Genomic DNA, 18,683 nt, shown 5'->3' on the forward strand with positions numbered 1-18,683 from the left:
ACGGCATATGGGTCACGAACGGAGAGTACTGTCGCGCGGTCGGTGGAAGGTCATGGCATCGCCGAGTGGTCGAACGGGCCCGACGAACGGCGCCCCGACGGGTCGGGGTGAACGCATTGTTCCGTCATGCCACAGCCTCCCAACACTTCCGTTGCCGAATCCCCGCTCATCGCGCTACGCGGTGTGAGCAAGCAGTACCCCAGCGCGGCGGGCGCCTTCACGGCGCTGGTCGACGTCGACCTCGAGATCGGCCGCGGCGAGTTCGTCGCCGTCGTTGGCGACTCAGGGAGCGGCAAGTCCACACTGCTCTCGCTGGTCGCGGGCATCGACCGCCCGAGTTCCGGCGACGTCGTGGTAGACGGCACGCCGGTGCACGCGTTGAGCGAGTCGGCCATGTCGGCGTGGCGCGGGGGCGCAGTGGGCATCGTGTTTCAGTTCTTTCAACTGTTGCCCAGTCTCTCGGTGGCTGAGAACGTCATGCTCCCGATGGATTTCTGTGATCGATGGCCCGTTCGGGAACGACGCGCCCGCGCCTTGGCGCTGCTCGATTCGGTGGGCGTGGCCGATCAGGCCGACAAGTTGCCCTCGCGTCTCTCGGGTGGACAGCAGCAGCGCGTGGCCATCGCGCGAGCCCTGGCCAACGACCCGCCACTGTTGTTAGCCGACGAGCCGACCGGCAATCTCGACTCGCGCACGTCGGACGCGGTGCTCGCGCTGTTCGGCCGCATCGTCGCCGATGGCCGTACGTTGGTGTTGGTGACGCACGCGCAGACTGCGATGGCGCATGCGCATCGTGCGATCACAATCGCTGACGGCCGTGTGGTGCACGACACCGCAGGCGCGCCCCGTGCTTAGTCCACGTTGGCGCAAAGCGCTGGGCGATCTTCGGCAACATGGCGGACGCACCGCGCTGGTGGTCGTCGCGATCGCCACCGGTCTTGCCGCCGCCGGAACGATCCTGAACGCGTGGGCGCTCGTGCAAGTGGCGACCAAAGAAGGATATCTGGCCAGCGACCCTGCGGCGGCGACGATCCGTGTCGACGCGGTAGACGACTCCATGCTGTCGCTCGCGCGCGCCTTCCCGGGTGTTCGCGACGTGCAGGCCCGACGCACGACCATGGCCCGCGCGCAGGTAGGTGGTGCGACGGTGACAGCGATGCTGTTCACCGTGGACCCACGCGAGGCCGTACGCATTGGCGCGGTGACATGGGAGAATGGTGCGCCCCCAGCGGATAGCACGCTGACGGTCGAGCGTTCTTCGCTCGACTTCTCCGGCGCCGTCGTTGGCGAGGAGGTGATGCTGAGCGTCGGCGATGCGCCGCCGGCCGCCGTTGCCGTGCGCGCGGTGGCGCGCGACGTTGGCCTCGCGCCCGGCTGGATGGAGCACGTGCTGTATGGGTTCGTCTCACCCGCAACACTCGCGCAGCTCGGTGTGCCCAATACGATGAATGAGCTGCGCGTGGTTCTTGTCGATGGGTCGCTCGACCAGGCGGCCGTTCGTGCGCTCGCGTTCAAATTGCGCGCGGCGATCGAAGCCGCGGGACACACGGTGCGCGATGTCGATGTCCCGGTGCCAGGGGAGCATATGCATGCGGCGCAGATGGACTCGTTGCTCTACACGCAGTTTGCGTTCGCGGTGCTCGCGATGGTGTTGAGTGCGTTCCTGGTCGTCAATCTTGTGACCGCCATGCTGGTCGGGCAGACGCGCGAGATCGGCGTGATGAAGGCGCTCGGCGCGCGTCCGCATCAGCTGGCCCTGATGTACCTCGCGGTGGCCGCCGCCCTTGGCATCGCGGCGGCCGCTCTTGCGGTGCCCATCGCGTTGATCGCCGGACGAGAGTACGCGGCGCTCAAGGCCGAGATGCTCAACTTCGATCTCAGCGGCTACGCGGTGCCGTGGTGGGTGATCACGCTCGAAGTCGGTGTCGCGGTGCTGCTGCCGGTGATCGCTGCGGCATTTCCAGTGTGGCGCGGCTGTCGTGTGCCCGTGAACGACGCCCTGCGTGACGTCGGTATCGTGGGTGCTGGCCTCGGTGAGCGCGCACTGCGCGTGCGTGGACTGCCACGTCCCCTCCTGCTCGCGCTGCGCAATACCTTCCGCCGCACGCAGCGCACGCTGCTGACGCTCGGCACCCTCTCGCTTGGTGGCGCCGTCTACCTCGGTGCCAACAATTTGCGAGCGGCGGTGCTCGGTGTCACCGACACAATCTTTGCCGCGAACCACTACGACTTCACGCTGCGCCTGGCGGTCGCGGGAAATGCCGATTCACTCGAAGCGATCGCGCGCGCGGTGGACGGTGTGGCGGGTGTGGAAGCGTGGACCGCGGTGCGTGCGTCGCTCGATCACGGCGACGGTACCGTTGGCAACACGTTCGTGATCACCGCGCCACCGGCCGCGACGCGCTTGTTGCAACCCGAGATGGAGGAGGGGCGCTGGCTTCGTGCGGACGACGAGCGTGCTCTCGTCATCGGGCTCGCATTGCAACGTGCCGAACCGCAGCTGCGCGTGGGAATGCAGGTGCCGTTAATGGTCAACGGCACGGTCGCACCCTGGACGATCGTCGGCGTCGCGAGTGGCGGGCCCAGCGTGTCGGCGTACGCGTCGCGCGAAGCGGTGAGCGAGATACTGGGTGTCCGCGGAGCAGCCAGCGGAGCAGCCAGCGGAGCGTCGCTCGTGGTGAAGAGTGCGTACGAGGGCGAGGCATCGCGGCTCGATTTGATTGCCCGCTTGCGGACGGCGCTGGCGGAGCATGGACAGGTGGTGAGCGCGAGTACGATGCTGTCGGAGGCGAAGCGAGGCGTCGACGACCATCTGCTCATGGTCGTGTCGTTTCTCGGCGTGATGGGGTGGGTGATGATACTCGTGGGCGGACTCGCGCTCGCCTCGACGATGGGACTCGCCGTGCTGGAGCGGACGCGTGAGATCGGTGTGCTCCGCGCGATCGGCGCGCGGCACGGGTCAATCTTCGCGCTGGTGCAAGTTGAAGGACTGACGATCGGGCTGCTGAGTTGGCTGGTCGCGATCCCCCTCTCGGTGCCCATGAGCCTCGCGCTCGGGGAAGCGTTCACTCGGATCATGCTGCCGGTTCCCGCCCGCTATGCGCCCGACGCGATCGGCGTGGTCATTTGGCTGGGTCTGGTGACGGTCGTGTCGGTGGCGGCGTGCGCCTGGCCGGCGATGCGGGCGATGCGTGTACCAACTGCGGCGGCGCTGGCGTACGAGTAGGCGCTACGGCGTGCGTTGGCTGGCATGCTTCCGCCACGGCGCCAGCACCGCGTCCATCTCTCGCCGGCTCCACGTGCTCTCCGTGCCCTTGCCGCCGGTGGCCCATTGCAGCCGCGCGCCATGCAATGCGGCCTGCAGGGTGCGCGCGAGATCGGCGACGGGCGTCTCGGGCCGCAATGCGCTCGCGGCGAGCGCCTCGGTCAGTCGCTCGGTAATCCAGCGTCGTTCGCCCTCAAACCATTTCGCGATGACGGGCACCAACGTGGGGTCGTCGGCCAGCTGCAGAAAGAAGCTGGCCAGATGACGCAGGTATGCCGTCCGTTTCACGCTGTACGGGCGCGAGTGTCCGCTGAGCGCGAGCAGCGCTTGCATCGGATCGGCCTGAGCATCCACGAGCGCGCGCAGCATGTCCGGCTGCGCCGCCAACTGCTGCTGCATGAATGCCGCGAACAGCCCCTGCTTCGATCCGAAACGACGGATGAGAGCGGGTGCCGTGACGCCCAGCCGCTGCGCGACGAGTCCGAGGGTCACGCCGTTGGGGCCGTGTTCGGCAATCGCTGCATCGAAGGCGGTGAACACGTCGTGGTCGGAGACCAGGCGGGGGCGGGACATGCTTGACAATAAGTAAATAGCTATTCACTATCAAGCACGTGTTAGTGTATGGCTATTTACAAACGGAGATCGTGATGCAGCGACTCACAGGACGGGTGGCGCTGGTGACCGGCGCGGCGAGAGGGATCGGGCTGGCGGTGGCGCGTCGCTTGGTGGACGAAGGCGCCCAGGTCGTGTTGACGGACCTCCGCGATGACGACGGCGCGCTGGCGGCCCAGGAACTCGGCGCATGCGCCGTGTATCGGCGTCTCGACGTGCGAGAGGCGTCAGACTGGGCGCGCGTGGTCGGCGAGTGCGTGCAACGGCATGGCCGGCTCGATGTGCTGGTGAACAACGCTGGCATCACCGGATTCGAGTCGCATCCCGGCGCGCACGATCCGGAGCATGTGTCGCTCGCGGCCTGGCGCGCGGTGATGGCCACGAATCTCGAAGGGGTCATGCTCGGCTGCCAAGCGGCCATTGGGGTCATGCGTGCCGCGGGTGGCGGCAGCATCATCAACATTGGCTCACGGTCCGGCGTGGTGGGCATCCCCGGCGCGGCGGCGTATGCGGCGAGCAAAGCGGGGGTGCGGAATCACACCAAGTCGGTCGCACTCTGGTGCGCCGAGCAGGGCCTCGGGATTCGCTGCAACGTGGTGCAGCCCGCGGCGGTGCTGACGCCAATGTGGGAGCCGATGTTGGGCGCCGGTCCCGATCGCGATGCCAACATCGCCGCCGCGGTCGCCGGCACGCCGCTCCAACGCTTTGGCGCCCCCGAGGAGGTGGCGGCGTTGGTGGCCTATCTCGCCAGCGAAGAGTCGGCGTATTGCACCGGCGGCGAGTTCAACATCGACGGCGGGCTGTTGGCGGGCACTGTGGCCGCACCCGCGCGGATCAATAATTAGACATCTGGTGCGTGATGCGTTAACATCACCCTATGCGAACCACCCTTGATATTGCCGATGATGTGCTCGCGGCGGCGAAGGAGCGTGCTAAGCGCGAGCACAAGTCCATGGGGCAGGTCGTCTCGGAGTTGATGCGGCAGGCGCTCACGGCGCCTCGCGAGTCGTCGGGGCTCGCGCCGTCGGCGGTTCACGAGCCGCCTGCCATCTACGGTGTGCAGCCCTTCGCGTCGCGCGGCGCTGTCGTTACAAATGACCTGATCTACCGACTCCGACAGGACGACGCGTACTGATGCGCGCCTTGCTCGATGTGAACGTGCTCATCGCGTTGTTCGATGCGGATCACATCTCGCATCACGCGGCAGTCGCCTGGTTCGCGGCGAATGCGGTCAATGGCTGGGCCTCTTGTCCCATCACGCAAAACGGATGCGTGCGGATCATGAGTCATCCTGGTTATCCCGGCGCACATGCGGTCGTGGACATCGTCGGAAAGCTGCGTCGTGCAAGCCTCGAGTCCGTTCATGAGTTTTGGGCCGACGACGTCAGCGTACTCGACGATCAGCTATTCGACACGACACGCATTCACGGACCGCGGCAACTGACCGATGTCTATTTGTTGGCGCTCGCCGTGAGGCACGGCGGTGTGCTGGTCACGTTTGACCGGTCGATTGCCGTCGATGCCGTACGCGGGGCCACCGCCGCCTCGCTGGTCGTGCTCTGACGTTGCGCTGGCGAATGCACCACAGCCGCACGGATGCGATGCGCATCTCGTACGGCTGTGAACGACCAGTGCCTTCGTGAAGCGAACCGCTACTTCACGTCAATCACTTTCACGCCAGCGGTGGACGCGCCGGCACTCACATAGCCGATCGCGCCCGGATTGGCCTTCACGAACGCGATAACATCATCATCAGAGGCCTTTGCGGGCGGCGGGACATCCTTGCCTGAAAAGATTTGCTGCTGCCAATACGTCTCGACCGCTGAACTCGGACGGCCCAGCACCGCCTTGCTGAATGCAGCCCGAACGGCGCTGGCTTTGGCCAGATCAACCGGCTGTGCCGCCGTGCCGCTCGCGAACTTCGCCGACTGCTTGAGGAACAGCTTGGACGTGGCGTCGATCGAGAGCTCGCTCGTGGGGTTGGCGCTGTTGACGATGACCTTGAAGTCCTGAGCCGCGAGCGATGACGTGCTGGCCACCGTCGCGACGAGGGCGACGACGAGCGTACGGAGAATGCGATGCATGCTCATCTCCTCAGAAGGACATGGCGACAGACGCCAGCCAGTAATTCGTGGAACGCGCCGGATTCACGGTGACCGTGTTGCCGACCTGTGTGGTGGGCGACACGAAGGCGTCGTAGGTGTATCCCTTGCGCCAGCGGTGTTCGAACTTCATCACCGTGCCGACGGGGCCAAAGAGATTGATCGCCGCGCCGGTTTCGCGAACGGACGGGATGTCCGTATTCAGCCGTGTGTCGGTGAAGAACACGCGCTGCTCCTGCCGGATGTGCTCGACCGCGAGGTGAGCCCGGCTGTGCACCTTGGCGATACCTTGCACGTACGCGCTCTTGAGATCCGATCCCGGTGACTCGCCGGACTCCCGGAAGTGCTCGGCGCGCAGGGTGCCGAAGGGCCGATCAATCTGTCCGGAATAGGCGACGAAGTTGCGGAAGCCGTTTTGGGTTGGCGTGCGCCGCTCATACTTGTTGGCGAAGAGACCCAGACGTACGCCGCCGGGTGCATCGAGGTAGCCTTGCGCACCAACCATGTTGTGGGCGCGCGAGGTACGTACCGTCAGCTCGGTGGCCGTGGCTCGCACCGATCGGTTCTCGCTCGCCCCGAAGTGCCCGATCCCTTCCACGCTGAACCCACTGCCCAGATTGCGGCGTGACGACACCACGATGCCGTCCACGGCGTCAAAGGCATCGCCGCTGATCTCGAAGGGCACGCGGAAGAACGGGAGGACGGTGCCGATATAGCGCACCTCGTTGAGCAGGCCGCGCGCCAACGGGTTGCGACCGACCTTGAAGGTGACGGCGCCTTCGCGGTGCTGCCAGAAGGCCAGCTGTGTGGTAAGGTCGTTCAACACGCCGGCCAGCGGCGATGACCCGAGGCGACGATTGAGAAACTGCGTCACGAACGCGTCGTTGTCCGACAGCGCATAGCGGAACTGCAGCGTCATGATGCGATAGTCCGCCGTTCCCTCTTTTGGAATTCCGAGAACGGGAAGATCACTGGACTTACCGTAGCCTGCGTTCAACGATGCGTGGATGGCGAGTCGCTCGTCGAGTCCCTGCGCAGCGGAATTTGTGGCGATGACCAATGACATTCCCGCCGCGACAGACGCGACGAGGCCGAGGTGTTTCACGATCACGAGAGTTCGTCCTAGGATCCGGAGAGAAGTGTGGGCTGCACCGTGCGTCCGGTGCACCACCCGACAGCAATTCATTGTCTACATCCGCGCTGCGAACGCGCGCGGCATTCATGTGACGAGTAGCACACGTGGTATGTAACCACTCGTCCCGTAGTGACGGTCCTGTGTGGCGGTCCGGTGCGGCCCACGTCACACGGTGCACCTCGTGGGCACGGATGATGCTTCTGCCGTTCATCCTGGCTGCTCACCGACGAGTGAGGCTGCATTCCAACCCCTGAGGGACCGCATCATGGAACTCGCATCGCTGCACGAGCTGTACGTTGAAGGCTTGCGCGATCTCTACAGCGCAGAACACCAGATTCTCAAGGCGCTGCCGAAGTTGCACAAAGGCGCGACGAGTCCGAAGGTGAAGGAGGCGTTCGCGACGCATCTCGCGCAGACGGAAGAGCATGTTCTGCGTCTGGAGGAGATCTTCACCGAACTCGGCATCAGCCCGAAGGGGAAGCACTGCAAGGGCATGGAAGGACTCGTGGCCGAGGGCGCGGATCTGCTCAAGGAAGATGCGAATCCGGAGGTGCTCGACGCTGGTCTGATCTCGAGTGCCCAGCATGTCGAGCACTACGAGATGGCGGGGTACGGCACCGCGCGCACGTACGCGCAACTGCTCGGCTTTCAGAAACAGGCCGAACTGTTGCAGCAAACGCTAGACGAAGAGCAGGCCACTGATTTGTTGCTGACCGAGCTCGCGCTCTCGGTCAACGTGGACGCGATTGTTCCTGACAACGAGATGTCGGACACGTCGCGATGAGCAAGCTGTTACGCGGCGTCGCCGCCGGATGGGGCGCGAAAAAGCTCGGCGGTGGTTGCTTCACCACGCTCCTGATCTTCGCGCTGTTGTGGTGGCTGCTTGGCAGTTTTGATATTTTCCGCTAGACACGCGCTACGTCGACGTCAGATCCGCCGCACGCCGCGGAATCCTCTCGCGGCGTAGTACGACGAGGCGCCGTTGTGATACACGAACACCGTGTCATACCGACGATCGCAGAACAGCGCACCGCCGAGCGTTCGAATGCTGCTCGGGGTGCTGATCCAGCTCGAGGTTTTGAGATCGAACTCGCCAAACTCCTGGAGCGCGCGGTACTGCGCTTCAGTGAGGAGCTCGACGCCCATGTCGGCGGCCACCGCCATTGCGCTGGCTGCCGGCTTGTTCTCTTTCCGGGAATCGAGCGCGGCCTGGTCGTAGCAATAGCTGCGCCGGCCAATCGGGCTTTCCGGGGCACAATCGCAAAAGGTATATCCGGCTGACGTCGCGTCGAGCCGCACGACATCAGGTTCGCCGCCCGTTGCCTCCATCGCATGCAACGTGCTCAGGGCGGCCGCATTCTTGGTCAGCGCCGCGCGCACCGGTGTCCATGCCACGCCGGCATGACGGCGCATGTTGGCGGCAAATCGTGCTTCGAGGGTAGTCAGTAAAGCGTCCCGATCTTTCGCGTTCATAGTGTCCCGAGGGGCGAAGGGCTGTCCACTTTCGATGAGGGCGGTGTCCTGAATCGAGGATACCTTACGCCCCTCGGAAATGAAACGCGAGGGTCAAGTCGTTGTGATACAACGCACTTCGCAGCGCAACAGTTGAGGTACGAATCCTGCACCTCACGTCGAATGTGAGCTCTGTTCGTGTACCTGCTGGTTCCCCTGCCGGAGCGGCACCATGTCCCGTCCTTCGTACGTTCCCTTGCTGGCGCTGTCGCTGGCAGCCGCCACGCCCCTCGTGCCGCTCACCGCACAGGTCGTCGTTCCGCAGCTGAACACCACATTCGACGCGACGCGGTACACCGAAAGCCAGCTCGACAATCTCGTCGGTCCGATTGCCCTGTACCCGGACGCGCTGCTGGCCCAGGTGCTGGTGGCCGCCACCTTCCCCGATCAGGTCGCGGACGCGGCCCAGTGGGTCCGTGAGCACGGCACGGCCGCCATCGACGATCAGCCGTGGGATGTGAGCGTGAAATCGGTCGCGCACTATCAGTCGGCGCTGAATATGATGGCCGACAAGGGCGACTGGACGGCTACACTCGGTCGAGCGTACGCGTATCAGTCGAGCGAGGTCATGGCGGCCGTGCAGCGCATGCGCCGCCTTGCCGACACGCAGGGCAATCTGTTGTCGACCGCGCAGCAGCAGGTGATGCGCGAGTCGAACAACTACGTGATTGTGCCAGCGCAACCGCGTGTGATCTACGTGCCGGTGTACGACCCGGTGCTGGTGTACACGCGACCGATTTTTGCCACCGGATTTTCCAGCCGGTATTGGTCGTTCGGTGTGGGTTTCCCCATCGGAGGCTGGCTGAACTACGATCTCGATTGGGGTCGCCGCTCGGTGTATTACAACGGCTGGGATGACCGGTACGTGGGGTACGGCGGCGGATGGCGGGCACGCGCGCGTCCGTTCATCCAAGTCACGAACATCTACATCAGCCCGCGCTATCGGGACGTGTACGTGAATCGCGACATCCGCTATCGCGTGGTCGACTACCGCAACGTGGATCGCTACGCCGGCTATCACCGCGACGTGTACTTCGATTCGCGTCGGGATGGTAATCGGGATGGATACCGGGATGGGTACCGTGACGGGCGCAGCGATGGACGCACCCGTGAAGTCAGCAACGGCGTGAGCATCTACCGCACCGCGCAGCCGCGTTCGGAAAGCGGTTCGGCGTCGCCGGAGGGATATCGCAACGGACCGCAACGTGACGCGGACCGGCGCGACGAAGGGCGGGGTGACGCGACACGGGGTGGGTCGCTCGGCAATGGCGTCATGCTGGGGCAGCCGATGGCGAGCGAGCGTCGGCGGGAACCGATGGCGCCTACGGTGACGGCCGGTACGGGGTCGAACGAGTCTCGCGGTAGCGAGGCGCGCGGAAGCGATGGGCGCGGGATCGAGTCGCGTGGCTACGACGCACGTCGCGGCGACGGACGGGCCGAGCGTGCGCCGCAGCCACGTGCGCCGGAGCGCGAGGCCCGGCAGGCGCCGCCGCAGTCTGCGCCGCAGGCGCGGCCGTCGGAGCCGCAGAGCGCGCCGACGCGTTCGGCTCAACCGCGAAATCCGTCCGACGGGAATCGCGGGAGTCGCGAGCGCCGCGGAGAGTAGTGGACGACTGCCTTTAGCGCAGCCGCGTTTGATACCCGTCGCCGACGTACATGCGGGTCACGGTGCCGTTCTCCTCGACAAAGCGCACGACCTCCCCGATGGCACCGCCGCCGCCCGGTGCCATCAGGCGAAAGCGACCGCCGCCAAGCGGCTCGAGGGTCGATGGCGTGCCGATGGTGGTCGACGTAGGCGAGATCATGGCCAGCTTGTCGTTCAGCAGCACCACCCGCGAGTCTCCCATCGCGCTGCGATACCAGCCGGCAAAGCGCGCCCATGACGGATCCCACGCCACGTTTTGCGCCCGCGCTGGCGCGGCCTTGGCCACCGCCGCTCCGACCGTCGCGATGAGCTGCTCGGCAATCTGCCGCGGATCGGAGTCGTTGGTATTGGTGAGGACAATGACGCCGACTTTGTCGTTCAGCTGAAAGAGCGTGTGCGTGGTATTGCCAGGATAGCCGCCGCCGTGGCCCACCCACGTGCGGTTGTCGACGCGAATGAAGTCGAAGCCGAGGCCACTGCCACTCTGCCACGTTTCATCGACGGCGCGCACGCGATGCATCTCGCGCCATGAACCCGCGCTGAGAATCTGTGCGCCTCCACGTGGGCCGCGACGGAACTGCGCCGAGACGAATTTGGCGAGATCGTCCACGTTCGACGTCATGCCAGTGGCGGACGCCATGCCACGGGCATCCACGAAGGGCAGCACGTCGCGCGATCCGTCGGGCAAGCGACGCATGTACGGCACGGTCAGTCCCGACACATTCTGGTCGACGCTCGTGGCGCTCATCCCGAGCGGTGATAGCATCTGCTGCTGCACATACGTCGCCCACTTCTGTCCGGTGATCTGCTCGACCACCAGTCCCGCTACGGCGAACGCCAGATTGGAGTACTTCCATCGCACGTTCGGAGCAAATGCCGCCTGACGGTCGCTGAAGAGGCGCTTGAGCTCCGCTTCCGTGGGGAAGTTGAAGGTCGTCCAGTGGTCGCCGGCCTCACGCTGCAATCCCGATGTATGCGACAGAAGCTGTTCGATAGTGATCACGCCATCGTCATCACCCGCCGGCTTTGCCTTGAACCAGGGCAGGTATTTCTCGACGGGATCATCGAGTCGAATCCTCCCTTCCTCGCGCAGCTGCATGATGGCGATGGCGGCGAACATCTTGCTATGCGACGCGATACGGAACTTCACCTGCGGCGTCATGGCCACGTGGTTCTTCACATCAGCGAAGCCGAAGCCCTGCGACCACACCAGCTGCTGATCGTGCACGACGCCTACCGCGACACCGGGAATGCCGCGATACGCGAGTTGTCCGTCGAGCCAGGCGGAGAACAGACGTTCGGCCGCAAGCACGTCGGGGTGCGCGGCGAGATTCACTACGGAGGTGCTGGTATTCTGCGCGTGGGCAGTCGCCGATGCGCACGGCGCCGCTGCCAGCAGCGTCATCAGCAAGGCTCTGCGTCGTGCGAGCACGCCAAGACGGCTGCTGTGGGAGCGGAGGCGGGCGAGCATTATCATGGGTGAGTCCGGATGGTGAGGCGATCGTAAGCGCTAGTGCGTCAATCCGTACACAACAAAGTTGGTCGCGAACTTGTAGGCATCGTTGGAGAGATTGACGGGAAACCACCCCTCGCCAGACCACTCCATGTAATCTCCGATGTCGTTGTTGAAACTGATGACGGCGAGCATGCGGCGCGTCGGGTCGTTGCCTTCGTACACCGCATAGTACTCGGCCACCGCGGCCGTGGTCGCGGGGTGGTGCATGCCGTCCAGCTTCTTGAGCGCAAAGAAACCATTGAAGATCGGATGCTGTGCATCGAGACGAAAGAACTTCACGTCGGGGAGAACCATACGCATCGATCGCTCGAACACATCCCACTGACGCTGGTAGTAGAAGTCGTCCACGATCAGGAAGCCGCCACGTTGCAGCCAGGTTCGGAGCCCCAGTGCTTCGGCCTCCGTTGGCACCCAGTACCCCGGCTCGGTCAGCCAGGCGACTGTGTGCCTCGCCAGGCCCGGATCATCGAGCGTATACACATTCGTCTCCGACTTCCGCAACGACATCGTGGTGAGATTGTCGAGGATGACGAGAAAGTTGCGCTCCATTCGCGGATAGTCCACGCCCCACGCCAAGCGGTACCCCTGTGTGTACCGGATACGCGCGAACGTGTACCGACCGTCATAGGGCGCATTGGGCTCCAAACGCGCCGAACGTTGTGACCAGGCAACCGGCGCCAAAACACAGATGACCATCGCTGCACACACAGCGAGACTCCATCGGCGTCCTCGATGTGTGTGCATGCGGTACCTGGGAACAGGAAGTGTGCAATTCGGGTGAAGGGTTTACTACCGGTACTGCTCCATCAGCGACTGCAGCGCCGCATTTCCCGGGCACAGATCGGCGAAGGGCAGATCCACCAGCGGCTGCGTCGTGGTCTTGGCCATCGCGTGCATATCCTGCCCGCTTTCGTCGATGAACAGCAACCCCGTGGCTACTTCGTGACGCAGCTGGCAGGCGCGCACATGGGCGTATGCTTGCTCACGGTCAGTGGGGTCGTAGCTGTCGGCCGTCTTCCTGAACCGCACCGTGCTGCCGTCATGCATTGCCACGACCGACACTTCGCTGTCGGTGTCGGGCGCCGTGATCTCGCGGCGCAGCGGCACGAAGTCCGCCGCCGAAATCTCGACCTCATGCTCGCGCGTGAACTTGTAGCTCTTGGTGGAGCCTTCGTGGTCGTTGAAGGTGACGCACGGCGAGATGACATCGATCAGGGCGAGGCCGTTGTGTGACAGTCCGGCCTTGAGAATCGGCACGAGCTGCGCCTTGTCGCCCGAGAAACTGCGGGCCACGAAGGTGGCGCCCAGCGACAGCGCCAGCAGCACCGGGTCGATAGGCTGCTGCATGTTGGCTTCACCCTTCTTGGACGTGGAGCCGATGTCGGCGGAGGCCGAGAACTGTCCTTTGGTGAGGCCGTAGACGCCGTTGTTGTCGATCACGTACAGCATCCGCACGTTGCGACGGATGGCGTGCGAGAGCTGTCCGAGACCAATGCTGAGCGAGTCGCCGTCGCCAGAAATGCCGATGTATGTGAGGTCACGATTGGCGGCGCTCGCCCCCGAGGTGACCGACGGCATGCGCCCGTGTACGCTGTTGAAGCCGTGCGACTGCTTCATGAAGTACGCGGTGGTCTTCGACGAGCAACCGATGCCGCTCATCTTGGCCGCACGATGCGGTGGCAGCGACAGCTCCCAGAACGACTGCACGAGCGCCGCGGTGACCGAGTCGTGTCCGCAGCCGGCGCACAGCGTGGACATCGCGCCTTCGTAATCGCGGACCGTGAAGCCAAGCGCGTTCCGCTGCAGTCCGGGGTGTCGGACTGGTGGTTTGGCGATGGACGTCATGCGGATACCTCGGCGAAATGGTTCGCGACGGCGGTGACGACGACGTTCGCCGTGAGCGGCATTCCGCCGTAGTCGAGCACTGGCGTCATGTTGTCGCGAGGGACACCGGTTTCAATGGCGAGCAACGACCGCAGCTGCGCGTCGCGGTTCTGCTCGACGACGAACACCGCGTCGTGGGCGTCGATGAACTCGCGCACGCTGCTGTTGAATGGGAACGCTTTGATGCGCATGTAGTTGGCCACGATGCCCTGGTCGCGCAGGCGATCGATGGCTTCGAGGACCGCCGTGTGACAGCTGCCAAGCGAGACGATGGCGACATGCGCGTCGGGCTGCATGTGAAATTCCGGTGCCGGCACCACGGTCGCGGCGGTCGCAAACTTTCGCGTGAGCCGATCGACGACTTCCTGATACGCGTCGGAGTCTTCGGTATACGCGCCGTGCTTGTCGTGGCCCGAACCGCGCACGAAGTAGGCGCCGTTGGGGTGTACGCCCGGGAGCGTACGTGCGGCGATGCCGTCGCCGTCCACATCGAGATACCGCGAGAACTTCTTCACCTGCTCGAGCTCGGTCGCGTCGAGCACCTTGCCGCGATCGGGCTGGTAGCTGTCATCCCACACGAGACGTTTGCACATCCAGTCGTTCATGCCGATATCGAGATCACTCGCCACGAACACGGGCGTCTGGAACCGCTCGGCCAGGTCGAACGCCGTCGTGCCGATGTAGAAGCACTCTTCCGGACTGCACGGGAACAGTACGATGTGCTTCGTATCGCCATGCGATGCATAGGCCAGCGACATCAGGTCGCACTGCTGCGTGCGCGTGGGCATGCCGGTAGCAGGGCCCGTACGCTGCACGTCGTAGAAGACGGCCGGAATTTCAGTGTAGTACGCGAGGCCGATGAACTCCTGCATGAGCGAGATGCCGGGGCCTGACGTGTTCGTGAACGCGCGCGCGCCCGCCCAGCCAGCGCCGATCACGATGCCGGCCGCCGCCAACTCGTCCTCGGCCTGGATGATGCAGTACTTGTGCAGTCCCGTGTCGGGTTCCACACGGAAGCGCTCGCAGAAGCCACGGAACGCTTCCATGAGCGATGTGGACGGCGTGATCGGATACCACGCGCCGACGGTCGCGCCAGCGTACACGGCGCCGAGTCCAGCGGCGGTGTTGCCATCGATGAGGATGGAATCACCGGTCGCGTCCATCTTTTCGAGATGGAAGGGCAGAGGACACGCGAAGTGCTGCTTGGCGTAGTCGTAGCCCAGCCGGATGGCCGTGTTGTTCGACTCGAGCAACTTCTTCTTCTTGGAGAACTTCTCGATCAGCATCTGCCCGATGATATCCATGTCGATCTCGAGCAGTGCGGCGAGCGCACCGGCGTACACGATGTTGCGCAGCAGCGTGCGATCCCGGTCACCGATGAACGTGTCGACGCACATTTGACCGAACGGAATGCCGATGATCGTGATGCCTTCGCGCTCGAGCTCCGATTCCAGCGGCCACGACGAGTCGTATACCAGGTATCCACCAGGGCGCACCGTGGCGACATCCTTGGCATAAGTGCTGGGGTTGAGAGCGACCACGAGATCCACATGCTGTGGACGCGCGGTGTATCCGTCCTTGCTCACGCGCACTTCGTAGAACGTGGGCAGTCCTTGAATGTTCGACGGGAAGATATTCTTGCCCGTGACCGGGATGCCCATCCGGAAGATCGCCTGCATCAGCAAGCTGTTCGCGCTGGCCGAGCCGGTCCCGTTCACCGTCGCCATCTTGAAGGCGAAATCGTTGATGCCACTCATACGCGCACGCTCATGTCTGCACTCATACACTCACCGGAACGACGGTGCCCGACGCGCTGAAGGCATAGGGCAATACGAGGGAGAATTTCTGCATGTCCCACGCGGCGGTGGGGCAACGTTCAGCGCAGAGCCCGCAATGCAGGCAGATGTCTTCGTCTTTCACCATGATGCGTTGTGTCTGCGGCAACGCGTCCGACACATACAAATCCTGGGAGAGGTTCTCCGCTGGCGCCTTGAGACGCGTGCGGAGTTCTGCTTCTGTCTCGGCCACCGGCGCGATCGTGAGGCAGTTCACCGGACACACATCGATACACGCATCGCACTCGATGCACAGCTTCGCCGTGAAGTGTGTTTCGATATCGCAATTCAGGCAGCGCTGCACTTCGGTCGCGGTCTGCTCCGGGGTGTAGCCGAGCTCCACCTCTTCACTGACGCTGGCGAATCGCTTCACGAGCTCGGCGTGCGACATCTGCGCACGCGGTGACGGGTTGAACTCGTTGCTGTACATCCACGAGTGCATGCCCATCTTCGTGCTGGTCAGGTGCATACCCTGCGCGGGGCGATTCGTGACATCTTCGCCGAGGCAGTGCTTGTGAATCGAGATCGCGGCCTGATGTCCGTGCTCGACGGCCCAGATGATATTCTGCGGTCCCCACGCGGCGTCTCCGCCGAAGAACACGTCGGGGCGCGACGACTGGAATGACGCCTTGTTCACGACCGGCATGTCCCACTGGTCGAATTCGAGGCCGATGTCGCGCTCGATCCACGGGAAGGCGTTGTCCTGTCCGATGGCGAGGATGACGGTATCGCACGGCATGATGATCGTATCGATCACGGTGCTCGTCTGACGCCCGTTCGCCTCGCTCCACTCCAGTCGCTCGAATTCCATGCCGACCAGCTTGCCGACTTCGATCACGAATCGCTTCGGCGCGTGATTCTCGATGATGTGGATGCCTTCTTCCTCGGCATCCTCGAGTTCCCACGGCGAGGCTTTGAAGAACTTGCGGCCGCGGCGCGCAATCACGTTGGTGTTGGTGCCGCCGAGCCGGCGCGAGGTGCGGCAGCAGTCCATGGCGGTGTTGCCGACGCCGATGATGAGGACGTTCTCGCCGATCGATTCGATGTGGCCGAAGTGGACGGAGCTGAGCCACTCGATGCCAATGTGGATCTGGTCGCGTACGGCCGGATCCCATCGTCCCGGAATGTCGAGCTCCTTGCCCTTGGGGGCACCGCTGCCCACGAAGACCGCATCGTACTGCTCATCGAGCAGCGTGCGCAGGCTCTCCACCGGCGTGTTGTACCGTACTTCGGCACCCATGTCGATGATGCACTGTGTCTCTTCGTCGAGCACCTGCTCGGGGAGCCGGAACGACGGAATGTTCACGCGCATGAGGCCACCCGCCTGCGCATTCTTCTCGTAGATCACGACCTCGTAGCCGAGCGGGAGCAAGTCGTTGGCCACAGTGAGCGACGACGGGCCGGCCCCGATGAGCGCGATACGCTTGCCGTTGCGGTCGGTAACGGGCTTGGGGAGATAGGCGCTGATATCGTCGCGGAGATCAGCCGCAACACGCTTGAGGCGGCAGATAGCGACGGGCTTGCCATCGACGCGGCCGCGCCGGCAGGCGGGCTCGCAAGGGCGGTCGCAGGTTCTTCCCAAGATGCCAGGAAAGACGTTGGACTCGCGGTTGAGCAGATACGATTCGGTGTACCGACCCTGCGCAATCAGCCGGAGGTACTCCGGCACATTGGTGTGCGCGGGACAAGCCCACTGGCAGTCGACCACCTTGTGATAGTGGTCGGGCGTGCTGACATCCGTGTGCAAAGCCATGCGGCGGTGCCTCGAGGCCAAGTCTGTGCCGAAATCGAGAAGGCTTTCGACTCGGCGTGCGAAAATCAAATCGTCCCTGACAGAGTATGCGTGCCGTTGGTCGCGTCCGCCATGCGGTAGGGCAAGACTGGGATGCGTGAGACGGACTGGTTCGGGCACCGTTCGCGGGACGGGGGACGCCGGTGCTGGCGAATGCAGTTCGGCGACTGCCTATTTGAGGTCACTCCCGTTCCGCCCCCACATCACGCGAGCGTTTCATGCCACTGTATCTGATCGAACGCAACATCCCGGGCGCTGGCAAACTCTCCCCGGATGACCTGAAGGCGATCTCGCAGAAGTCCTGCGGTGTGCTCAGCGAGCTGGGTGGATTCCCGGCGGACCGCGCGTCGGAGATCGTCACGACGATCGATCCCACGACGGCACAGTAGCGGGTCAACGCGAGCTCATCATGATCATCCCTGTGCTCGTGCGCTATGCGGCGATGCTGGTTCTGATGTTCGCGTATGCTGACGTCGTGTGCGGTCAGTCACGCTCGAACGGCTTCACCGTACCGAAGGCGGTCGGCTCCGTGAACGACTACGCCAATGTCATCCCCGACTCGACGCGTCGTAGCCTGTCGGATTCGCTGCTGCAGCTGAAGAACCGCACCGAGGGGGAAGTCGTCGTGGTCACGCGCGCCACGCTCGAGGGGCTCGACGCGAGTGACATGGCTCGTCGCATCGGCACGACGTGGGGCGTTGGGGCCAAGAGCGGGCGTGCCAAGAACGCCGGCACGATCGTGCTGCTGATCCCCAAGGAAACGTCGACCGACGGACGTGGATACTGTCGCATTGAGCTAGGCGACGGCGCGAACGTGTTCATTCCCGACTCCGTCGCCATGTCGATCTGTGTGGCCGCCACGCCGGCGTTTCGCGCGCGCAAGTATGGCGAGGCGCTGCAGGGAATCGTGTTGGCACTTTCGAAGCGATACGACGCGCAACTCGCCGCTCCCGTTCGTGCGACCATGATCGACACACTGCCATCCGTGCCGTTGCCGCCGGCGCTCGACCGGGTGCTCCGCGACTACGAGCGCGCGTGGCGCGCCCGCGATGTATCGGCGTTGGTGGCGCTCTTCACCGAAGATGGTTTCGTGCTGCAGCCCGGTCGCGCCCCGGCACGTGGGCGCGCCGCGCTGGCCCGCGTGTATGCGGGACAGGGCGGCGGCGCGTTGCGTCTCCGGGCGTTGGCGTACGCCCACGCCGACACCGTTGGATATCTCATCGGTGCGTACGGCTACGGCGACGCACCCGGCGACGAGGGCAAGTTCACGCTGACATTGCGGCGGGTGCGCGACGGCCGCTGGTTGATCGCGTCGGACATGGACAACGGCAGCAAACCACCGGGTTGAGGGGTCGATCGTCGCGGTGGTGACGCGCCGACCGCTT

At 64.3% G+C, this 18,683-nt stretch carries 19 protein-coding genes and 1 pseudogene; 11 read left to right on the forward strand and 9 right to left on the reverse strand.

Annotated features, from left to right (window positions below; translation table 11 throughout):
- Positions 1-126: 126 nt before the first annotated feature.
- Both HKW67_RS17590 and HKW67_RS17595 read left to right on the forward strand, forming a co-directional pair.
- Complete coding sequence (locus tag HKW67_RS17590) at positions 127-855, forward strand: ABC transporter ATP-binding protein (protein WP_171226632.1); 729 nt, start codon at positions 127-129, stop codon at positions 853-855.
- Positions 848-3,226: an ABC transporter permease gene (locus HKW67_RS17595; RefSeq protein WP_171226633.1), complete on the forward strand. Its 2,379-nt coding sequence runs from the start codon at positions 848-850 to the stop codon at positions 3,224-3,226. The genes HKW67_RS17590 and HKW67_RS17595 overlap by 8 nt, the downstream gene beginning before the upstream one ends.
- Positions 3,227-3,229: 3 nt before the next feature.
- Here the strand turns inward: HKW67_RS17595 and HKW67_RS17600 are convergent, their stop codons facing one another.
- A complete protein-coding gene (locus tag HKW67_RS17600; RefSeq protein ID WP_171226634.1) occupies positions 3,230-3,838 on the reverse strand; it encodes a TetR/AcrR family transcriptional regulator in 609 nt (202 codons plus the stop codon).
- 74 nt (positions 3,839-3,912) lie between these two features.
- Between HKW67_RS17600 and HKW67_RS17605 the strand changes: the two genes are divergently transcribed.
- The 3 genes from HKW67_RS17605 to HKW67_RS17615 are packed head-to-tail and all read left to right on the forward strand — an operon-like array spanning position 3,913 to position 5,440.
- Positions 3,913-4,722, forward strand: a complete 810-nt coding sequence (locus tag HKW67_RS17605; protein ID WP_171226635.1) for a glucose 1-dehydrogenase — start codon at positions 3,913-3,915, stop codon at positions 4,720-4,722.
- Between the two features lie 32 nt (positions 4,723-4,754).
- The gene (locus HKW67_RS17610) at positions 4,755-5,012 is read left to right on the forward strand and encodes a hypothetical protein (protein ID WP_171226636.1); all 258 of its coding nucleotides are present in this window, start codon (positions 4,755-4,757) and stop codon (positions 5,010-5,012) included.
- Positions 5,012-5,440 (forward strand): TA system VapC family ribonuclease toxin, encoded by a 429-nt coding sequence (locus HKW67_RS17615; protein WP_171226637.1) that lies wholly within the window; start codon positions 5,012-5,014, stop codon positions 5,438-5,440. The genes HKW67_RS17610 and HKW67_RS17615 overlap by 1 nt, the downstream gene beginning before the upstream one ends.
- An 89-nt stretch (positions 5,441-5,529) precedes the next feature.
- Here the strand turns inward: HKW67_RS17615 and HKW67_RS17620 are convergent, their stop codons facing one another.
- The gene (locus HKW67_RS17620) at positions 5,530-5,961 is read right to left on the reverse strand and encodes a type 2 periplasmic-binding domain-containing protein (protein ID WP_171226638.1); all 432 of its coding nucleotides are present in this window, start codon (positions 5,959-5,961) and stop codon (positions 5,530-5,532) included.
- 10 nt (positions 5,962-5,971) lie between these two features.
- Positions 5,972-7,090: a hypothetical protein gene (locus HKW67_RS17625; protein WP_171226639.1), complete on the reverse strand. Its 1,119-nt coding sequence runs from the start codon at positions 7,088-7,090 to the stop codon at positions 5,972-5,974.
- Positions 7,091-7,379: 289 nt separating this feature from the next.
- On the opposite strand from HKW67_RS17625, the gene HKW67_RS17630 reads away from it, so the two are divergent.
- The gene (locus HKW67_RS17630; RefSeq protein WP_171226640.1) at positions 7,380-7,898 is read left to right on the forward strand and encodes a ferritin-like domain-containing protein; all 519 of its coding nucleotides are present in this window, start codon (positions 7,380-7,382) and stop codon (positions 7,896-7,898) included.
- On the forward strand, positions 7,895-8,023 hold the full coding sequence (locus HKW67_RS22560; RefSeq protein WP_269141202.1) for a hypothetical protein: 129 nt from the start codon (positions 7,895-7,897) through the stop codon (positions 8,021-8,023). The genes HKW67_RS17630 and HKW67_RS22560 overlap by 4 nt, the downstream gene beginning before the upstream one ends.
- An 18-nt stretch (positions 8,024-8,041) precedes the next feature.
- Here the strand turns inward: HKW67_RS22560 and HKW67_RS17635 are convergent, their stop codons facing one another.
- On the reverse strand, positions 8,042-8,587 hold the full coding sequence (locus HKW67_RS17635; RefSeq protein WP_171226641.1) for a DUF4256 domain-containing protein: 546 nt from the start codon (positions 8,585-8,587) through the stop codon (positions 8,042-8,044).
- Between the two features lie 211 nt (positions 8,588-8,798).
- Here HKW67_RS17635 and HKW67_RS17640 point away from each other — a divergent pair, with 211 nt between their 5' ends.
- Entirely contained in the window at positions 8,799-10,232 is a 1,434-nt protein-coding gene (locus HKW67_RS17640; protein WP_171226642.1) for a DUF3300 domain-containing protein, read from the forward strand.
- Between the two features lie 13 nt (positions 10,233-10,245).
- On the opposite strand, the gene HKW67_RS17645 is transcribed toward HKW67_RS17640, so the two are convergent.
- The 5 genes from HKW67_RS17645 to HKW67_RS17665 form a co-directional block, all read right to left on the reverse strand.
- Positions 10,246-11,748, reverse strand: a complete 1,503-nt coding sequence (locus tag HKW67_RS17645) for a serine hydrolase domain-containing protein (protein WP_206044479.1) — start codon at positions 11,746-11,748, stop codon at positions 10,246-10,248.
- A 33-nt stretch (positions 11,749-11,781) separates the two neighbouring features.
- Complete coding sequence (locus HKW67_RS17650; RefSeq protein WP_230981050.1) at positions 11,782-12,483, reverse strand: DUF4159 domain-containing protein; 702 nt, start codon at positions 12,481-12,483, stop codon at positions 11,782-11,784.
- 93 nt (positions 12,484-12,576) lie between these two features.
- Positions 12,577-13,632 (reverse strand): 2-oxoacid:ferredoxin oxidoreductase subunit beta, encoded by a 1,056-nt coding sequence (locus HKW67_RS17655; protein WP_171226644.1) that lies wholly within the window; start codon positions 13,630-13,632, stop codon positions 12,577-12,579.
- On the reverse strand, positions 13,629-15,428 hold the full coding sequence (locus HKW67_RS17660; protein WP_171226645.1) for a 2-oxoacid:acceptor oxidoreductase subunit alpha: 1,800 nt from the start codon (positions 15,426-15,428) through the stop codon (positions 13,629-13,631). Before HKW67_RS17660 ends, HKW67_RS17655 begins: the two co-directional genes overlap by 4 nt.
- Before the next feature lie 22 nt (positions 15,429-15,450).
- Positions 15,451-17,259 carry an FAD-dependent oxidoreductase gene (locus HKW67_RS17665; protein ID WP_171226646.1) on the reverse strand — a complete coding sequence of 603 codons (1,809 nt, stop codon included), beginning with the start codon at positions 17,257-17,259 and terminating at the stop codon, positions 15,451-15,453.
- A gap of 257 nt (positions 17,260-17,516) precedes the next feature.
- On the opposite strand from HKW67_RS17665, the gene HKW67_RS17670 reads away from it, so the two are divergent.
- From HKW67_RS17670 to HKW67_RS22850, 3 genes and pseudogenes are all read left to right on the forward strand, one after another.
- Positions 17,517-17,687 carry a hypothetical protein gene (locus tag HKW67_RS17670; RefSeq protein WP_171226647.1) on the forward strand — a complete coding sequence of 57 codons (171 nt, stop codon included), beginning with the start codon at positions 17,517-17,519 and terminating at the stop codon, positions 17,685-17,687.
- A 65-nt stretch (positions 17,688-17,752) separates the two neighbouring features.
- Positions 17,753-18,208: pseudogene (locus tag HKW67_RS22845) on the forward strand (TPM domain-containing protein); the annotation flags it as partial.
- A 54-nt stretch (positions 18,209-18,262) separates the two neighbouring features.
- Positions 18,263-18,646 (forward strand): YybH family protein, encoded by a 384-nt coding sequence (locus HKW67_RS22850; protein ID WP_425486260.1) that lies wholly within the window; start codon positions 18,263-18,265, stop codon positions 18,644-18,646.
- Positions 18,647-18,683 lie beyond the last annotated feature (37 nt).

This window comes from Gemmatimonas groenlandica, assembly GCF_013004105.1.
Taxonomy (GTDB): domain Bacteria; phylum Gemmatimonadota; class Gemmatimonadetes; order Gemmatimonadales; family Gemmatimonadaceae; genus Gemmatimonas; species Gemmatimonas groenlandica.

Excerpts from the sequence above, each read along its gene's own strand:
- HKW67_RS17590 (WP_171226632.1), top strand. The coding sequence starts at position 127 with ATGCCACAGCCTCCCAACACTTCCGTTGCCGAATCCCCGCTCATCGCG.
- HKW67_RS17645 (WP_206044479.1), bottom strand. The coding sequence starts at position 11,748 with ATGATAATGCTCGCCCGCCTCCGCTCCCACAGCAGCCGTCTTGGCGTG.
- HKW67_RS17600 (WP_171226634.1), bottom strand. The coding sequence starts at position 3,838 with ATGTCCCGCCCCCGCCTGGTCTCCGACCACGACGTGTTCACCGCCTTC.
- HKW67_RS17640 (WP_171226642.1), top strand. The coding sequence starts at position 8,799 with ATGTCCCGTCCTTCGTACGTTCCCTTGCTGGCGCTGTCGCTGGCAGCC.
- HKW67_RS17620 (WP_171226638.1), bottom strand. The coding sequence starts at position 5,961 with ATGCATCGCATTCTCCGTACGCTCGTCGTCGCCCTCGTCGCGACGGTG.
- HKW67_RS17605 (WP_171226635.1), top strand. The coding sequence starts at position 3,913 with ATGCAGCGACTCACAGGACGGGTGGCGCTGGTGACCGGCGCGGCGAGA.
- HKW67_RS17665 (WP_171226646.1), bottom strand. The coding sequence starts at position 17,259 with ATGGCTTTGCACACGGATGTCAGCACGCCCGACCACTATCACAAGGTG.
- HKW67_RS17655 (WP_171226644.1), bottom strand. The coding sequence starts at position 13,632 with ATGACGTCCATCGCCAAACCACCAGTCCGACACCCCGGACTGCAGCGG.
- HKW67_RS17670 (WP_171226647.1), top strand. The coding sequence starts at position 17,517 with ATGCCACTGTATCTGATCGAACGCAACATCCCGGGCGCTGGCAAACTC.
- HKW67_RS22560 (WP_269141202.1), top strand. The coding sequence starts at position 7,895 with ATGAGCAAGCTGTTACGCGGCGTCGCCGCCGGATGGGGCGCGAAAAAG.
- HKW67_RS22850 (WP_425486260.1), top strand. The coding sequence starts at position 18,263 with ATGATCGACACACTGCCATCCGTGCCGTTGCCGCCGGCGCTCGACCGG.
- HKW67_RS17615 (WP_171226637.1), top strand. The coding sequence starts at position 5,012 with ATGCGCGCCTTGCTCGATGTGAACGTGCTCATCGCGTTGTTCGATGCG.
- HKW67_RS17610 (WP_171226636.1), top strand. The coding sequence starts at position 4,755 with ATGCGAACCACCCTTGATATTGCCGATGATGTGCTCGCGGCGGCGAAG.
- HKW67_RS17660 (WP_171226645.1), bottom strand. The coding sequence starts at position 15,428 with ATGAGTGGCATCAACGATTTCGCCTTCAAGATGGCGACGGTGAACGGG.
- HKW67_RS17630 (WP_171226640.1), top strand. The coding sequence starts at position 7,380 with ATGGAACTCGCATCGCTGCACGAGCTGTACGTTGAAGGCTTGCGCGAT.
- HKW67_RS17650 (WP_230981050.1), bottom strand. The coding sequence starts at position 12,483 with ATGGTCATCTGTGTTTTGGCGCCGGTTGCCTGGTCACAACGTTCGGCG.
- HKW67_RS17635 (WP_171226641.1), bottom strand. The coding sequence starts at position 8,587 with ATGAACGCGAAAGATCGGGACGCTTTACTGACTACCCTCGAAGCACGA.